Below are 16501 nucleotides of genomic sequence, written 5' to 3'. Positions count from 1 at the left end.
GCCGCCGCCGGTGAAGAATCTGTCGCCGCCGAAGCCGTCGCCGGTCCCGCCGCCGCCGCAGGCGCCGGTCGTGGACGTGCCGGAGCCGCGCCCGAGCGATATCGTCACCCCGCCGTCGCCCCCCGCGCCGCCGGCACCTGCGACCTCGATCGAGGCCAGCGTGGACATCTCGTCGAAGGCCATGAATCCGCCGCGCTACCCGCCGGCAGCCTTCCGCGCTGGTATCCAGGGCGAAGTGATCCTGATCATTGATGTCGATGCCAGCGGCAACGTCACCAATGTCACGGTGGAAAAGTCCAGCCGTAACCGCGACCTGGACCGTGCCGCGATGGAAGCGGCTCGCAAGTGGCGCTTCAACGCCGCTGAATCTGGCGGTAAGAAGGCGGCAGGTCGCGTTCGCGTCCCGGTCAACTTTGCGCTGAACTGATGCGCCCGGGTGGCCGCCTGGCCACCCCCGCTCCCGGTTCGATTGTTTAGCTTAGCTACACCCTTTATCACCACACACAACAAAGGTAAGCGTCATGCTGCAGGAAATTTTCATCGCCGCTGCTGCCGGGGGCAATCCGTCCAACGCCCTGTCGCAGATGGGCTTCGAGCACCTGATCCACGAAATGACCACCAAGCCGGGTGATTTCGCGGTTTCCTGGGTCGTGCTGCTGACCCTGATCGCCATGTCGGCCATGTCCTGGTACTGGACCGTCATCAACATCTTCCGTGCGACCCGCCTGAAGAGCGCCGCTGATCGCGTCGTCAGCCTGTTCTGGGACACCCCGAACGCACAGGACGCCATCCGTGCGATGGAAGAGCAGCCGGCTTCGGAGCCGTTCTCGAAGATCGCCCTGGACGCTGCCCAGGCTGCTGCGCACCACCAGCGCGCTGAAGGCGGCGCCACCGGCGGCGTGGGTGAGAACCTGAGCCGTTCGGAGTTCGTCGACCGCGCCCTGCGTCAGGCCGTGACCCGCGAAAGCAACAAGCTGCAGTCGGGCATGACCCTGCTGGCCACCGTCGGCGCGACCGCTCCGTTCGTCGGTCTGCTGGGTACCGTGTGGGGCATCTACGGCGCGCTGATCAAGATCGGTGCCACCGGCTCCGCTTCGATCGACGCCGTTGCCGGCCCGGTGGGTGAAGCGCTGATCATGACCGCGATCGGTCTGTTCGTCGCAATCCCGGCCGTGTTCGCCTTCAACTTCTTCAGCAAGATCAACAGCGCGACCATCAGCAAGTTCGATACCTTCGCGCACGACCTGCACGACTTCTTCGCCACCGGCTCGCGCGTCCGCTAATTGCGGCGCGCGTCACCCAGCGACGAACGTAAGTAGTCACCAAGATCTAGACGGAGCCCGTTATGGCTTTCAGTAGTGGTAACAGCGGCGGCCCCATGGCCGACATCAACGTTACGCCCCTCGTGGACGTGATGCTGGTGCTGCTGATCATCTTCATCATCACGGCGCCCCTGATGTCCCACAAGGTCAAGGTGGATCTGCCGGAAGCCAACCTGATCCAGAAGCCGGAAGACGCTGAAAAGCGTTCCGGACCGATCACCCTGGCAGTCAAGGAAGACGGCTCGATCTACTGGAACGACGAAGAAATCAACAAGCAGACTCTCGAGTCCCGCTTGGCGACCGCCGCCCAGCAGACCCCGCAGCCGCCGCTGAACCTGCGTGGTGACCGCACCACCAAGATGCGCGTCATCAACGACCTGACCAAGGTCGCGCAGGAGCAGGGCATGCTGGACGTCGGCTTCGTCGCGACCAAAGAAAAGGGGCAATAAGCCATGGCATTCAGTAGTGGTGGTGGCAAGGGCCCCATGGCAGACATCAACGTCACGCCCCTCGTGGACGTGATGCTGGTTCTGCTGATCATCTTCATCGTGACCGCGCCGATCATGACGTACCCGATCGCCGTCGACCTGCCGCAGCGCGTGCTCAACCCACCGCCGCAGCTGGTTGAACCGCCGCCGCCGATCGAACTGAAGATCGACGCCAGCAACCAGGTCTCGTGGAACAACAGCCCGATCAATACCAGCGAGCTGCAGCAGCGGATGGAGCAGGAGGTCCAGCGTGACCCGACCAACCAGCCGGAACTGCGCATCGACGCCAGCCCGGATTCCGAGTACGACGTGATGGCCAAGGTTCTGGCCGCCGCGAAGAATGCTCAGATGAAGAAGATCGGTTTTGTGCAGCAGTAATCGCTACACCGCAACACAACAGTCATGACGCGACTGCAGACGCCCCTGGAAACAGGGGCGTTTTTTTTTGCGCTCATCACGCCGCCATGGGGTCAGATCCCTTTTCCTCAGGAAAAGGGATCTGACCCCATCAGGGAGCACGCGCCCGCTATGATCGGCGGATGCTCGCCCTCTTCGACTCCCTGCGCCACTGGCTCGACGGCATCGCCCACCTCGGCACGATCCTGGCGGTAGCCTATCTGCTGTACCTGCTCGCGCTGACCGGCTGGATCATGCTGCAGAAGCGTGAGCCGGTGGCCACGCTGAGCTGGATCCTGTCGCTGGCGCTGCTGCCCTACCTCGGCTTGTTCATCTATTACCTGCTGGGCCCGCAGAAGGTGAAGCGTCAGCGGCTGCGCCGTGGCCGTGCCCGTTCGGGCATGGAGCACTACAGCGACGTCTGCCCGCCCGATGCCGACTGCACCGAGCTGGCCAAGATCGCCCAGGCCACCACCGGCCTGGCGCCGAGCAGCGCCACCGAAGTGACCTGGCTTGTGGACGGTGCCGCTACGTACGCCGCTCTGTTGGAAGCGGTGACGCAGGCTCGCGATCACGTGCACCTGGAGTACTACATCTTCAATCCGGACCACGCCGGCACCGCGCTGCGCGATGCCCTGGTCGAACGCGCCCGCGCCGGCGTGCAGGTGCGCCTGCTGCTGGATGCCGTGGGATCCTCCGCCCTCCCCCGCCGCTTCCTGCAACCATTGCTGGACGCAGGCGGCGAGGCCATCTGGTTCCATCCGCGGCAACTGCTGAAGCCCTTCAAGCGCCCGTGGCTGAACCTGCGTACCCACCGCAAGCTGGTGATCATCGACGGTCGCCTGGCCTTCACCGGTGGCATCAACATCACTGACGAAGAGGACGAAAGCCGCCGGCCCGACGCCTACCGCGACCTGCACATGCGCATCCGCGGCCATGTGGTGCGCAGCCTGCAGCTGGTGTTCGCCGAAGACTGGCTCTATGCCAGTGGCCAGGATCCCTCGCGCATGGACATTGCCCGTCTTTGGCCGGCCGACATGCCGCTGCGCGGCGATGGTGCCATCAACGCCCAGGTGCTGGTCTCAGGGCCAGACTCCGGCTGGGAAACCATCCATCGGCTGCACGTGGCGGCGATCCAGGAGGCGCACGAACGGGTCTGGCTGGTGACGCCCTACTTCGTGCCCGGCGAAGCCGCGCGGATGGCGCTGACCTCGGCCGCGCTGGGCGGCCTGGACGTGCGCCTGCTGGTGCCGAAGATGAGCGATTCCTGGTTCGTCACCCAGGCCGCGCGCTCCTACTTCGACGAACTGCTGCATGCCGGGGTAAAGATCTACGAGTACGGCCCGCGCATGCTGCATACCAAGGCCTTCATCGCCGATGACGACGTCTGCATCGTCGGCAGTGCCAACTTCGACCACCGCAGCTTCCGGCTGAACTTCGAGCTGTCGATGATGATCAGCGACCGTGACCGCGTCGCCGCCCTGGCCGGGCTGCTGCAGGGAGAGTTCGACCGCGCCACCCGCGTGCACGACCAGGCCGGCCGCTCGCTGTGGCTGCACCGCCTGCCCGAGGCCTTCGCCCGGCTGGCCTCGCCGCTGCTCTGACGCAGCGCTACACTGCGGCGATCATCCGGGGAGCCCGACTATGTACTGGTTGTACCTGCTGCTGGCGCTGGGCTGTTTCGCCTTCGCGCTGAAGACCCCCAGCGCCGCATTGATGACCCTGTGCCTGCTGGCCGCCCTGGCCTTCCTGCTGGCCTGGGTGCGCGGCCGCTATGTGGCCCGCTTCGGCAACCTTCAGCGGGACCCTGCCACGCTTGTCGATGCCGAGGAACTGCGCCGCCTGCGCGAGCAGGCCCAGGCCCGCCGCAATGACGACGCCAACGACCACGATCCGTCCCCTCTTTCCAAGTAGTTCCGTTCCATGACCCAGCTCAGCGTCAACGTCAACAAGATCGCCGTCCTGCGTAATTCGCGCGGCGGCGCCGAACCGGACGTGGTGCGTGCCGCCCAGGCCTGCCTGGATGCCGGTGCGCATGGCATCACCGTGCACCCGCGGCCGGACCGCCGCCATATCACCGCCGAGGACGTGCTGGCGCTGTCGACGCTCACCCGCGCGCGGGGCGTCGAATTCAACATCGAAGGCAACCCATTCGCGCCGCCGCGCGAGGGCTACCCCGGGCTGCTGCCGTTGTGCGAACAGACCCGCCCGGCGCAGGCCACGCTGGTGCCGGATGGCGATGGGCAGATCACGTCCGATCACGGTTTCGACTTCGAGCGTGACGGCGAGCGGCTGCGACCACTGGTGGCCGAACTGAAGGCGATGGGTTGCCGGGTCAGCCTGTTCGTCGACGCCGGTAATCCGCTGCTGGAGCGGGCGGCCGAAGTCGGTGCAGATCGCATCGAGCTGTACACCGGCCCCTACGCCGAAGCGCACGCCGCCGGCGATGCCGAGGCAATGCTGGCGTTGTTCGCCACCGCCGCACGCCGCGCACAGGCGGTGGGACTGGGCGTCAACGCCGGCCACGACCTGTCGCAGGACAACCTGCGCGATTTCCTGGCCCACGTGCCGGACGTGCTGGAGGTGTCGATCGGTCATGCGCTGATCGGCGAGGCGCTGTATGACGGGCTGGATGCCACGGTGCGGGGCTACCTGGCACTGCTGTAACCGATGGATGCAGCCGAGCATGGGCTCGGCTCTACAAAAGGTAGCCGTATCCCACTGTAGAGCCGAGCCCACGCTCGGCTCAGACTTGCCCTGAACCCTTCAGGCGGCCGTCGCAGCCGCTGAGACAGGCGCGGCGTACCCTGCGGGCATGGGTATCGCGATCAAGGGCCGAGGTTCCACGTCCCACCTTGCCGGACGCTTTGAAAGCACCGTCAGCGAGGCGGTGGACGACGGCTGGGCGGTTGACGAGAGCGAGGAGTTCCTCGCGCCGCGCCTGCGCACCGAAGTACGCGCCGAGACCGCACGCAGCATCATCAGCCGCAACACTTCGCCGGACGTTGGCTTCAGCCAATCGGTGAATCCGTACCGCGGTTGCGAGCATGGCTGCTCGTACTGCTTCGCGCGTCCCTCGCACGCCTATCTGAACCTGTCGCCGGGCCTGGATTTCGAGACCAAGCTGTTTGCCAAGACCAATGCGCCGCAGCTGCTGCGCAAGGAGTTGTCGAAGCCGGGCTATGTGCCACAGCCGATCGCGCTGGGCATCAACACCGACGCGTACCAGCCGATCGAGCGCAAGTTCAAGCTGACCCGGCAGCTGATCGAAGTGATGCTGGAAACCAAGCATCCATTTTCGTTGATTACCAAGAACGCGCTGGTCGAGCGCGACATCGATCTGCTCGCACCGCTGGCGGCGGAAAACCTGGTCAGCGTGCACTTCTCGGTGACCTCGCTGGACCCTCATCTTTCCGCAAAGCTGGAACCGCGTGCATCAGCGCCGCATGCACGGCTGCGCGCGATGAAGCGCCTGCATGAAGCGGGCATTCCGGTGGGAGTGATGGTGGCGCCGGTAATCCCGTGGATCAACGACAGCGAACTGGAAGCCGTGCTGGAGGCCGCACATGATGCCGGCGCCAGCACAGCCGGTTACGTGCTGCTGCGCCTGCCGCTGGAAGTGGCGCCGTTGTTCCGCGACTGGCTCGATACCCATCATCCCGATCGCGCCGCGCACGTGATGAGCACCATTCAGCAGCTGCGCGGCGGCAAAGACTACGACAGCCAGTTCGGCACGCGCATGCGCGGCCAGGGCGTGTATGCCGATCTGTTGAACAACCGCTTCAAGCTGGCGCGAAAGCGTCTCGGCTTCAATGCGCAGAACAGCCATTGGCCGAAGCTGGATTGCAGCCGGTTCCAGAAGCCGTTGCCGCCGAAGAAGGATTCGCCGCAGGGAAGTCTGTTCTGAGTCCATCAGTCGAGCATGGCTCGACGCTGCATTCGAGGCTGTCGAGCAGGCTCGAGATCAACCCCCGAACAACTTCTGCGCACTCTGGAACAGGATCCAGCTGGTGGCGATGAACTTGTCGCCGCCCTGCGGTCGGTTGCCCCGATGGGTGTGGGTGAACGCGGTCGGGGCAATCAACAGACTGCCGGTGCGCGGCACGATCTTCCGCCCCTGGAACAGGAACTCGGTCTCGCCTTCGTCAAAGTCGTCGTTGAGGTACAGCGTCCACAGCACGTGCCGGTGCAGGGTCTCGGCCTGCGCATCCTTCGGGTACAGCTCGCAGTGCCAGTACGGGTAACCGCCTTCGCCTGCCGCATACCACTGCAGGTTGATCGCACCCGGGCGCAGGCAGGTGCGGGCAAGATCGGCCAGTTGCTGCTGCGGCATGTCAGGGAAGTCCTCGGCAGACAGGCGTCGCGGTTGGCCGTTGCTGTCCTGGATCTGCAACATCAGCGGGGCGATCAATGCCTGTGGATAACGGCGTAGATAAGTCAGCAGGCCGTTGAACACCGCGTGCTGCAGCTGATGGTCCACATCCTGCCAGCCATCAAGGCCGCTGATGCGCAGATCCTTGCTGTGCTTGAGTTCCGGGAACACGCCACTGCCCACGGCACCGGGCTGCAGGCCACGCGCCGCCCGCATGCGCTCGACGATCGCTGCGCAGACCTCGCTGGGGACCGCGTTGTGGATGACCTCGATGAAATCGACCGGGCCCTGCTCGTGCATGCGTGCATTCCTTAGGCGGCAACGGCTTGATGGTGCCGTTTGCCGCCCTCGGTGTCACCCCACGGTCATGTCATCGATCTGCCATGACCGTCGTCCGGCAACCGCCCATCAGCCCTGCGCGTCGTCGTGCGCGTGGTGGTAGCGCACGGCTTCGGCCACTTCCTCGCGCGAACCGAGGAACACCGGCACGCGCTGGTGCAGCTGGTCGGGCTGGATGTCGAGGATGCGCTCGCGGCCGGTCCAGGCGGCGCCGCCGGCCTGTTCGACCAGCAGGCCCATCGGGTTGGCTTCGTACATCAGGCGCAGCTTGCCGGCCTTGGACGGGTCCTTCTTGTCCCACGGGTAGATGAAGATACCGCCGCGGGTCAGGATGCGATGCACGTCGGCCACCATGCTGGCGATCCAGCGCATGTTGAAGTTCTTGCCGCGCGCGCCTTCCTTGCCGGCCAGCAGATCGCCCACATAGGCCTGCATCGGCGCTTCCCAGTGACGCTGGTTGGACATGTTGATGGCGAATTCCTGGGTGGCCGCCGGAATCTGCATGTTCTCGGTGGTCAGCACGAACTCGCCCTTCTCGCGGTCCAGGGTGAAGGCGTGCGTGCCGTGGCCGACGGTCAGCACCAGCTGGGTGCTGGGCCCGTAGATGCAGTAGCCGGCGGCGATCTGTTTGCTGCCCGGCTGCAGGAAGGCGTCATCGCCCGGCAGCTCGACGTTGGTCGGGCAACGCAGCACGGAGAAGATGGTGCCGACGGAGACGTTGACGTCGATGTTGGAGCTGCCATCGAGAGGATCGAACAGCAGCAGGAAATCGCCGCGCGGGTAGATGTCCGGCACCGGCTGGCTGTGGTCCATTTCTTCGGAGGCGCACGCGGCGAGGTGGCCACCCCAGGCGTTGGCTTCAAGCAGGATCTCGTTGCTGATCACATCCAGCTTCTTCTGCGCTTCGCCCTGCACGTTGCCGGTACCGGCGTCGCCCAGCACGCCACCGAGGGCGCCCTTGCTGACGGCGATGGAGATGCTGGTGCAGGCGCGGGCGACGACCGCGATCAGCTGGCGCAGGTCGGCATTGATGCGGCCGGCGTGCTGTTCCTGGATCAGGAAGCGGGTCAACGAAGTACGGGACATGAGCGGGCAGGTCTCGGCAGCAGGAAAACGCCTATTGTCGCCGGTCCGGCAAGCGCGTGCGTGAGCGCGGGAAGGCGTAATCGTTTCCAGATGCGTTGCGCTCGCGGAAGCGGGGCGCCCTGCTTCTGTAGAGCCGAGCCCGCGCTCGGCTGCGCTTCGTCCTTCATGCCGCACAAACCGAGCGTAGGCTCGGCTCTACAGAGACCAGCGCGCAAAAAACAAAGGCGCCTTTCGGCGCCTTTGTTCTCAAACCCGTGCAACCTTGCTTCAGCCCTTGGCGACGGTGGCCACGGCCTTGGCGACGTACTCCAGGTTGTTCTGGTTCAGCGCGGCCACGCAGATGCGGCCGGTGCCGACGGCGTAGATGCCGAACTCGTCGCGCAGGCGCTCGACCTGCTCGCGGCTCAGGCCGGAGTAGGAGAACATGCCGGCCTGCTCGTTGATGAAACCGAACTGCGGCGCGCCAGCGGCAGCCAGCTTCTCGACCAGGCCCTGGCGCAGGGCGTGGATGCGCTCGCGCATCTCGGTCAGTTCCTGCTCCCACATCGCGCGCAGTTCCGGGTTGGTCAGCACGCCGGCCACCAGCGCAGCACCGTGGGTGGACGGGCTGGAGTAGATGGTGCGGATCACGCGCTTGACCTGCGACTGCACGGCCTTGGCGTCCGCGGCGGTCGGCGCCACCATCGACAGCGCACCCACGCGCTCGCCGTACAGCGAGAACGACTTGGAGTACGAGTTGGCGACGATGAAGCTGTCGATGCCGGCTTCGGCGATGATGCGCACGGCGGCGCCGTCCTGCTCGATGCCCTTGTCGAAGCCCTGGTAGGCCATGTCGATGAAGGGGAACAGCTGCTTGTCCTTCAGCAGCTGCGCGACCTGCTTCCACTGGGTGACCGTGAGGTCGGCGCCGGTGGGGTTGTGGCAGCAGGCGTGCAGCAGCACCACGGTGCCGGCGTCCAGCTTGCCCAGGTCGGCCAGCAGGGCGTCGAAGTTGACGCCATGGGTGGTCGGGTCGAAATAGGTGTACTCCACCACGTCGAAACCGGCGGCGCTGAACACCGCACGGTGGTTTTCCCAGCTCGGGTTGCTCAGCGCCACGGTGGCGTGCGGCAGCAGTTTCTTCAGCACGTCGGCGCCGACGCGCAGCGCACCGCTGCCACCGACGGTCTGTGCGGTGGTGACGCGGCCGGCGGCCAGCAGCGGCGAATCCTTGCCGAACACCAGCTCACGCGTCGCCTGCGTGTACGCCGGCAGGCCATCGATCGGCAGGTAGCCGCGCGGTTTGGCTTCGGCGGCGAGCTGCTGCTCGATCTGCTTGACGGCGCGCAGCAGCGGAATGCGGCCGCTCTCGTCGTAGTAGATGCCCACACCCAGGTTGACCTTGGTCGGGCGGCTGTCGGCGTTGTACGCCTCGGTCAGGCCCAGGATCGGGTCGCCTGGGACCAGTTCCACGTTTGCAAAGAAGGACACGGCGGTACTCGTTCGGTAGACGGAAAGGGGGAGGAAGTGCGCTACGCGGTCCGCGGCTTTTCAGCCGGAAACAGCCCATCGTAACAAAGCCTGCCGGGGCTGGCCGCCGCCATCGTCATCCGCAGCCCCGTACCATGGCGTGCGTTGCCGCCCGATCCATCAACCTGAATCATGAATCCTGCTGCACGACGCCATTGCCTGCCGCTGTCTGCCCTGCTGCTGTCGCCCTGGGCGGCGCTGGCCGAGCCCGCGCCCTCCGCCCTGCCCGCCGTGCAGGTGCAGGCCGCACGCGTGCCCGGCATCGACCCGTTCGCCTTGCCCGCGAGCCTGGACACGGTCTGGATCGATGCCAGCCGCGCGGGCACCGGCGCGCAGCTGTCCGAGGCGCTGGCCGGGGTACCAGGGCTGCTGGCACGCGACCGGCAGAACTTCGCCCAGGACACGCAGCTGTCGATCCGTGGCTTCGGCGCGCGCTCCACCTTCGGGGTGCGCGGGGTGCGGGTATTGATCGACGGGGTGCCCGCGACCATGCCCGATGGCCAGGGCCAGCTGTCGCATGCCAGCCTGTTGGGCGCCGAACGCATCGAGGTGCTGCGCGGGCCGTTCTCGGCGCTGTACGGCAATTCCTCCGGCGGCGTGCTTCAGGTCTGGAGCGCGCAGGGCCAGGCCGGCGACCCGTGGCGGCTACGCGTGAACGCTGGCGCCGACCGCACGCTCAGCGTCGGCGCGCAGCTGAAGGGGGCGGGTCGCGGGCTGGACTACAACATCGCCGCCAACCACTTCCGTACCGATGGCTGGCGCGATCACAGCCGTGCGCGCCGCGAATCGCTCAACGCGCGCATCGGCGGTGAGCTGGGCGGCGGACGGCTGGAACTGCTGCTCAATGCGCTTGATGCACCGGATGCGCAGGACCCGCTGGGCTTGACCCGTGCGCAGGTGGCAGCCGACCCACGCCAGGCCACGGCAGTGGCGCACCAGTACAACACCCGCAAATCGGTGCGCCAGCAGCAGGCGGGTCTGCGCTGGACGCGTGAATCCGGAGCGCAGCGCTGGCAGCTGATGGGCTATGCCGGCCAGCGCGCGGTACGCCAGTACCTGCCGATCCCGCCGACCGCCCAGGCCAACCCCCTGCATGCCGGTGGGGTGATCGATCTGGAGGGGGGCTACGGTGGGCTGGACGCGCGCTGGGGCTGGCACGGCGATCTGGCAGGGCGACCGCTGGACCTGGTGGCCGGGCTCAGCGCCGACCGCCAGCGCCAGCACCGCACCGGATACGAGAACTTCGTTGGCAACATCCTGGGCGTGCGCGGGCGCCTGCGCCGTGACCAGATCGACGTCGTGCAGAACGTGGACCAGTTCGCCCAGGCCTGGTGGCAGTGGAGCCCGCGCTGGTCATTGCTGGCCGGCGTGCGTCACAGCACCGTGCGCTTCGAATCGGACGACCGCTACATCATCGGCCGCAACCCGGATGACAGTGGCCGCCGGCGCTATCAGGCCACCACCCCGGTGGCCGGGATCACCTTCGAGGCCACCCCGCAGTGGCGGCTGCACGCGGCGGCGGGACGTGGTTTCGAAACCCCCACCTTCAACGAGCTGGGCTATCGCGCCGACGGCCAAGCCGGGCTGGCACTGGATCTGGCCGCTGCTCGCAGCCGCAGCGTGGAGGTCGGCAGCAAATGGCATGCGCAGGACGGAACCCCGCTTGATATCAGTGTGTTCCGTGCAGATACCGACGACGAGCTGGCCGTTGCCAGCAACATCGGCGGTCGCAGCACCTATCGCAACATCGGCCGCACCCGCCGCCAGGGTGTGGAACTGCAGTACCGGCAGCCGCTGGCCGAGCAGCTGGAACTGCAGCTGGCGTGGACCTGGCTGCAGGCGCAGGTGCGCTCGCCCTATCTGACCGCGAACAACACGGTGGCTGCGGGCAGCCGCCTGCCGGGCGTGCCCCGCCAGCAGGCCTTTGCCCGGCTGCAATGGACGCCAGCCGACTGGCAGTGGGCGCTGGAGGCCACCGCCAGCAGCGATACCGTGGTCAACGACGTGGCCAGCGAGCGCGCGCCGGGCTTCGCCCTGCTGCACCTGGAAGGTGGGCGCCGCTGGGCGCTGCCTGGCGGGGAACTGCGCGCCTTCGCGCGGCTGGAGAACGTGCTGGACCAGGCCTACATCGGCTCGGTAATCGTCAACGATGGCAATGGCCGCTACTACGAGCCGGGGCCGGGGCGGCGAGCCAACGCCGGCCTGCAATGGTCGTGGCGCTGAAGAGGGAGTGTTGGCCGCTGGCGGGCATCGCGCCGCGCAGGGCGTCAAGGGGTTGCCGGCCAGCGGCCGGCAGTACCCGTCAATCGGGGGCCTTGGCCGGCACGAACGGCGAGGTTGGATCGCTGGCCGGGAAGGTTTCCTCCAGCGCCTCGTCCTGGTTGTCGCTGGCGCGCTGCTTGCGCTCGCGGCGCTTGAGCGGGCTCTCCTGGCCACCGCGATGGCGGTCGCCGCCATCCTTGCGGTCCTGGGCCGCCTGTTCAGCCTCGTGCTTCACCGGCAGGTGTTCGTCGCCCTGCGCAGCATCGAAGAACGGCGCACCGGTGCCTCGGTAGTCGGCGTTGTCGGCATCGCGCTTGCCGCGCTGTTCGCCGGGAATGGGCGGGTGGTTTTCCCGCAGCGGGTCTCGGGAGGTCTCTCGGCTCATGGTCTGGCTACCTGCGCTCGGGGGGGCCCCACTACACCGCCAGCAAGGTAAAGCCGCCGCGAACCTGGCGTCATGAACATCTCGCTCACCCCCCGGTAACGGCACCGCGCGTATTTCTGCCCACCCGCCCCGCTGCAGGAGCCGGCCATGCCCCGTCTTGAACGACCCGCACCGTCCGTGTTCAACGCCCTGCTCGATCCGCTCGGCCAGCGCACCGCGCAGCGCCGTACGCGTCGCCACGAAGACCCCCAGGCGGTGGCGCAGGACTACCTGCAGTACATGCTCAGCGACTATGAGGAACGCCGCGGGCAGAGCCACCGCAACTGGCGTGACCTGTGCCCGGTGTATGCCTTCGCGTTGACCACGCATGCTGCCGATTGGCCACGCGGTGATGCCGCAGATACCTGCGAGGAACTGGCCGAGCACTGGGAACAGATGCGCGGACAGTCACGATTGGGCTGGTCGCAGGCGCGGCCGGTGGTGGAAGACGCCTGGCGCGCGCTGGACCATATTCCGGCAGCGGCGGTGAGGCCGCTGCTGCAGTAGTGGCGGGCACTTGAAGCAGCCGAGCCTGGGCTCGGCTCTACAGCCAAGTGGCCGCGCCACCTGACGTGCACGGCACGGACACGGGTGGTTTACATCGCTGGGCAGAAGCTGGGCATCCCCTGCCCCGTAACAGGTGTCACCATGGCCCGCCCGATCTGGACCGGCACGCTGTCGTTTGGCCTGCTCAACGTGCCAGTGTCGTTGATGTCCGGCGAGCGCAAAGTCGATCTGCAGTTCCGCATGCTCGACTCCCGCGATCGCAAGCCGATCCGTTTCGAACGGGTCAACGCCGACACCGGCGAGGAAGTGCCCTGGAAGGACATCGTCAAAGCCTATGAGTACGACAAGGGCAGTTATGTCGTGCTGGAGGAAGGTGATATCCGCTCGGCCGCGCCGGAAAGCCACGAGGCGGTGGAGGTGGAATCGTTCGTGGATGCGGCCCAGATCGACCCGCGCTATTACGAGAAACCGTATTTGCTGGTGCCCGGCAAGAAGGCCGAAAAGGGCTATGTGCTGCTGCGCGAAACCCTGCGCAGCACCGGCAAGGTGGGCATCGCGCGGGTGGTGGTGCGCACGCGCGAATACCTGTGCGCGGTCATGCCGCATGAGGACGCACTGGTGTTGATGATCCTGCGCTATCCACAGGAACTGGTGGATCCCGAGGATTACAAGCTGCCCACCGGCAAACTGTCCGACTACCGCATCACCAGCAAGGAAACGGCGATGGCCGAGCAGTTGATCGAGTCGATGTCCGGTGAGTGGGACCCGTCGCACTACCACGATGAGTTCCGCGAGCGCCTGCAGCAGGTGTTGAACAAGCGCATCAAGTCCAAGGGCGGCACCACGCGGGTGGACGATGAGCCGGCACCGCGCGAGGACGCCAGTACCAATGTGGTCGACTTCATGGCGCTGCTGCAGAAGAGCCTGGATGCGAACAAGCGAACGCCAGCGAAGAAGGCCGCAACGCGCAAAGCAGCCGCCACGTCACCAGCGAAGAAGGCCGCAAAGAAAACAACGAAGAAGGCTGCAAAGAAGACCGCACCTCGACGCAAGGCGGGGTGAGCCATGTCGTTGCACCAGTATCGGCGCAAACGCCGGCTTGGCGGCGGCGCCGGGCAGACGCCGGAACCTGACGACACGCGTGCCCCCGGTGACCCGAAGGGGCGGCCGACCTTTGTCATCCAGCTGCACCATGCCAGCTCGCGTCACTACGACTTCCGCCTGGAAATGGACGGCGTACTGAAGAGCTGGGCGGTGCCCAAGGGGCCTTCGCTGCGCGTCGGTGAAAAGCGGCTGGCCGTGGAAGTGGAAGACCATCCGCTGTCCTACGCCGGTTTCGAGGGAGACATTCCTGAAGGCCACTATGGTGCGGGCCACGTGGATGTCTTCGATCACGGCACCTGGGCCTGTGAAGGCGATCCACTGCAGGCACTGGCGGCGGGCAAGATCGACTTCGTGCTGCATGGACAACGCCTGGCCGGTGGCTGGAAGCTGGTGCGCACGGCGATGAAAGGGCGCCAGGTGCAGTGGCTGCTGATCAAGCGCGATGACGAGGAAGCACGCGATGCAGAAGCAGACGATCTGCCGGGAGTGTCCGCACCGAAACGCTCATCGGCAGTGAAGAAGCGCACCGCGAGGGAGGCCGCGCGCGCCGCGCCTGCCGCGCGCACGGCGAACCGCAAGGCCGATGCAGGTTGGCATGCACGCGCGCTGAAACTGCACGGCGCACGTGACGCACCCTACCCGCGCGCCTTCAAACCGCAGTTGACCGATCATCGCAACAGTGCGCCGGACGGCGACCGCTGGCTTCACGAGATCAAGTGGGATGGCTATCGCCTGCTGGCTGATCTGCACAATGGCGAGGTCAAGCTGCGCTCCCGCAATGGTCTGGATTGGACCGATGATTTTCCCGAAGTGGTGCAGGCCGTGAAGGCGCTGCCGGTGCGCGATGCGCGCCTGGATGGCGAGCTGGTGGTGCTGGACAAGGAAGGACGCAGTGACTTCGCAGCGTTGCAGCGGGTGATCGACGGCAGTTCGAAGCAACCGCTGCGCTACATCGTGTTCGATCTTCCGGGCGTGGCTGGCGCGGACATCAGTCGTGCGCCGTTGCTGGAGCGCAAAGCACTCCTGAAAGCGCTCATTGGGCCCGCGCCTGGCACCCTGGCCTTCAGCGAGCACGTGATCGACCACGGCCCGCAGGTGTTCGACGCCAGTGGCAAGGCCGGATTCGAAGGCATCGTCAGCAAGCAGATGGATGCCCCGTACGTGAATACCCGCGCGCGCAGCTGGGTGAAGGTGAAGCACGAAGACACCGACGAGTTCCTGATCGTCGGCTACACGGCACCCAAGGGTTCCCGAGTGGGGTTCGGCTCGCTGCTGCTGGCGACGCCGGACAAGGGAGGCTTGCGCTATGTGGGCCGCGTTGGCACCGGCTTCGACGACGAAAGCCTGCGCGCACTGCTCAAGGCACTGCAGCCGTTGGCCGTGAAGACGCCCGTACTGCAGCTGCCGGCGCATGTGCCGTTCCGCGCTGCCAGCGTACGCTGGGTGAAGCCGGTGGCGGTTGCCGAGGTGGCCTTCCGTGGCTGGGGCAAGGAAGGCCTGCTGCGCCAGGCCAGTTTCAAGCGACTGCGCAGCGACAAGCAGAAGGAGGACCTGGGAATGAGCACCGCGCATGCCGAAACCGGAGGCGAGGTCCAGATCACTCATCCGGAGCGGGTAGTGTTTCCAAAGCAGAAGCTCAGCAAGGGAGACGTGGCGGACTACTACCGGCAGATGGCACGCTGGATCCTGCCCGAGATTGCTGGACGTCCGCTGTCACTGCTGCGCTGCCCGGACGGCGTGGGCAAGGCCTGCTTCTTCCAGAAGCACCATGGCCCCGGCCTGGGCGATGCGGTGCACGCGGTGCCCCTGCAGCAGAAGAGCGGCCGCGAGGATTACGTCTACATCGACGATTTACGGGGCCTGCTGCAGCTGGTGCAGATGAACACCCTGGAACTGCATCCCTGGGGCGCGACGGTGGCCGATCCCGAACATCCGGATCGTCTGGTGTTCGATCTCGACCCCGGCGAAGGGGTGAACTGGGCACAGGTGAAGGCCGCTGCGCGCGATGTGCGTGACCGCCTGCAGCAGGTGGGCCTGAAGAGCTTCGTACGCCTGTCCGGTGGCAAGGGCGTGCACGTGGTGGTGCCGCTGCAGCCCAAGGCAGGCTGGGACGAGGCCAAGGCGTTCTGCGAGGCGTTCGCGCAGGCAATGGCGCTGGAGCAGCCTGATCGCTACGTGGCGACGATGAGCAAGGCCAAGCGCGGCGGGGTGATCTTCATCGACTGGCTGCGCAACACGCGAGGCGCCACTAGCGTGTGCTCGTGGTCGCTGCGTGCACGCGATGCTGCCGGCGTGGCAGTGCCGCTGCGCTGGGAAGAGCTTGCACGGGTCAGTGCGGCCGACGCGTTTCCGATGGCCAAGGCGCTGGCGCGCGCAAAGCGCTTGAGGGGTGACCCATGGCAGGGTATCGACACGCTTAAGCAGACGCTGCCGCGCATGGACCTGTAGAGGCGCGCCCCTGGTCGGCGGGCCGTGTGCCACTGGATTAAACCCCCCCCACGGGGCCGCGCTAAACAATCGGGCGCTCCTTTCGTTCCCCGACCCCACCCCCCCCAACACTATATTAAAAAAAAAATAACCTTGCGAACAATTAATAATTTTTTAAATACGTGGTTGGCGGTTAATTAAAAAAATGGGGGGGGGGGGGGGGGGGGGGGGGGGGGGGGGGGGGGGGGGGGGGGGGGGGGGGGGG

At 66.3% G+C, this 16501-nt stretch carries 16 protein-coding genes; 12 read left to right on the top strand and 4 right to left on the bottom strand.

The window, feature by feature from the left end; translation table 11 throughout:
• The 8 genes from QRO91_RS17955 to QRO91_RS17920 all read left to right on the top strand — a co-directional run.
• A partial coding sequence (locus QRO91_RS17955) for an energy transducer TonB (protein ID WP_285310493.1) occupies positions 1-427 on the top strand: 427 nt, incomplete at its 5' end.
• A 94-nt stretch (positions 428-521) separates the two neighbouring features.
• Positions 522-1283, top strand: coding sequence for a TonB-system energizer ExbB (gene exbB, locus QRO91_RS17950; RefSeq protein ID WP_005411738.1), 762 nt, complete (start codon positions 522-524; stop codon positions 1281-1283).
• 62 nt (positions 1284-1345) lie between these two features.
• The gene (locus QRO91_RS17945; RefSeq protein WP_005411739.1) at positions 1346-1771 is read left to right on the top strand and encodes a biopolymer transporter ExbD; all 426 of its coding nucleotides are present in this window, start codon (positions 1346-1348) and stop codon (positions 1769-1771) included.
• 3 nt (positions 1772-1774) lie between these two features.
• Positions 1775-2188, top strand: a complete 414-nt coding sequence (locus QRO91_RS17940; RefSeq protein WP_005411740.1) for a biopolymer transporter ExbD — start codon at positions 1775-1777, stop codon at positions 2186-2188.
• Positions 2189-2349: 161 nt separating this feature from the next.
• Positions 2350-3810 carry a cardiolipin synthase gene (gene cls / locus QRO91_RS17935; protein WP_049429179.1) on the top strand — a complete coding sequence of 487 codons (1461 nt, stop codon included), beginning with the start codon at positions 2350-2352 and terminating at the stop codon, positions 3808-3810.
• Between the two features lie 40 nt (positions 3811-3850).
• Positions 3851-4120, top strand: coding sequence for a hypothetical protein (locus tag QRO91_RS17930; protein WP_285310492.1), 270 nt, complete (start codon positions 3851-3853; stop codon positions 4118-4120).
• A 9-nt stretch (positions 4121-4129) separates the two neighbouring features.
• Entirely contained in the window at positions 4130-4873 is a 744-nt protein-coding gene (locus tag QRO91_RS17925; RefSeq protein ID WP_197650262.1) for a pyridoxine 5'-phosphate synthase, read from the top strand.
• A gap of 148 nt (positions 4874-5021) precedes the next feature.
• Positions 5022-6113 carry a PA0069 family radical SAM protein gene (locus QRO91_RS17920; protein ID WP_024958794.1) on the top strand — a complete coding sequence of 364 codons (1092 nt, stop codon included), beginning with the start codon at positions 5022-5024 and terminating at the stop codon, positions 6111-6113.
• Positions 6114-6170: 57 nt separating this feature from the next.
• Here the strand turns inward: QRO91_RS17920 and QRO91_RS17915 are convergent, their stop codons facing one another.
• The 3 genes from QRO91_RS17915 to QRO91_RS17905 all read right to left on the bottom strand — a co-directional run bounded on the left by QRO91_RS17915 (position 6171) and on the right by QRO91_RS17905 (position 9473).
• The gene (locus tag QRO91_RS17915; protein WP_197650261.1) at positions 6171-6878 is read right to left on the bottom strand and encodes a 2OG-Fe(II) oxygenase; all 708 of its coding nucleotides are present in this window, start codon (positions 6876-6878) and stop codon (positions 6171-6173) included.
• A gap of 108 nt (positions 6879-6986) precedes the next feature.
• A complete protein-coding gene (locus QRO91_RS17910) occupies positions 6987-8003 on the bottom strand; it encodes a class 1 fructose-bisphosphatase (protein ID WP_014035428.1) in 1017 nt (338 codons plus the stop codon).
• A gap of 267 nt (positions 8004-8270) precedes the next feature.
• On the bottom strand, positions 8271-9473 hold the full coding sequence (locus QRO91_RS17905; protein WP_049429175.1) for an amino acid aminotransferase: 1203 nt from the start codon (positions 9471-9473) through the stop codon (positions 8271-8273).
• A 171-nt stretch (positions 9474-9644) separates the two neighbouring features.
• Here QRO91_RS17905 and QRO91_RS17900 point away from each other — a divergent pair, with 171 nt between their 5' ends.
• Positions 9645-11735 carry a TonB-dependent receptor domain-containing protein gene (locus QRO91_RS17900; protein WP_285310491.1) on the top strand — a complete coding sequence of 697 codons (2091 nt, stop codon included), beginning with the start codon at positions 9645-9647 and terminating at the stop codon, positions 11733-11735.
• Positions 11736-11814: 79 nt separating this feature from the next.
• Here the strand turns inward: QRO91_RS17900 and QRO91_RS17895 are convergent, their stop codons facing one another.
• Positions 11815-12159 carry a hypothetical protein gene (locus QRO91_RS17895; RefSeq protein ID WP_033833524.1) on the bottom strand — a complete coding sequence of 115 codons (345 nt, stop codon included), beginning with the start codon at positions 12157-12159 and terminating at the stop codon, positions 11815-11817.
• A gap of 147 nt (positions 12160-12306) precedes the next feature.
• Between QRO91_RS17895 and QRO91_RS17890 the strand changes: the two genes are divergently transcribed.
• The 3 genes from QRO91_RS17890 to ligD all read left to right on the top strand — a co-directional run bounded on the left by QRO91_RS17890 (position 12307) and on the right by ligD (position 16257).
• Positions 12307-12705: a hypothetical protein gene (locus QRO91_RS17890; RefSeq protein ID WP_014035432.1), complete on the top strand. Its 399-nt coding sequence runs from the start codon at positions 12307-12309 to the stop codon at positions 12703-12705.
• Positions 12706-12846: 141 nt separating this feature from the next.
• A complete protein-coding gene (locus tag QRO91_RS17885; protein WP_049429173.1) occupies positions 12847-13767 on the top strand; it encodes a Ku protein in 921 nt (306 codons plus the stop codon).
• A gap of 3 nt (positions 13768-13770) precedes the next feature.
• On the top strand, positions 13771-16257 hold the full coding sequence (gene ligD / locus QRO91_RS17880) for a DNA ligase D (protein ID WP_049429172.1): 2487 nt from the start codon (positions 13771-13773) through the stop codon (positions 16255-16257).
• Positions 16258-16501: the final 244 nt, after the last annotated feature.

This window comes from Stenotrophomonas maltophilia group sp. Smal32, assembly GCF_030237085.1.
Lineage (GTDB): Bacteria > Pseudomonadota > Gammaproteobacteria > Xanthomonadales > Xanthomonadaceae > Stenotrophomonas > Stenotrophomonas maltophilia_Q.
Note: the sequence above shows the minus strand (reverse complement) of the source record. Positions and strands in the feature narration are given on the sequence as shown.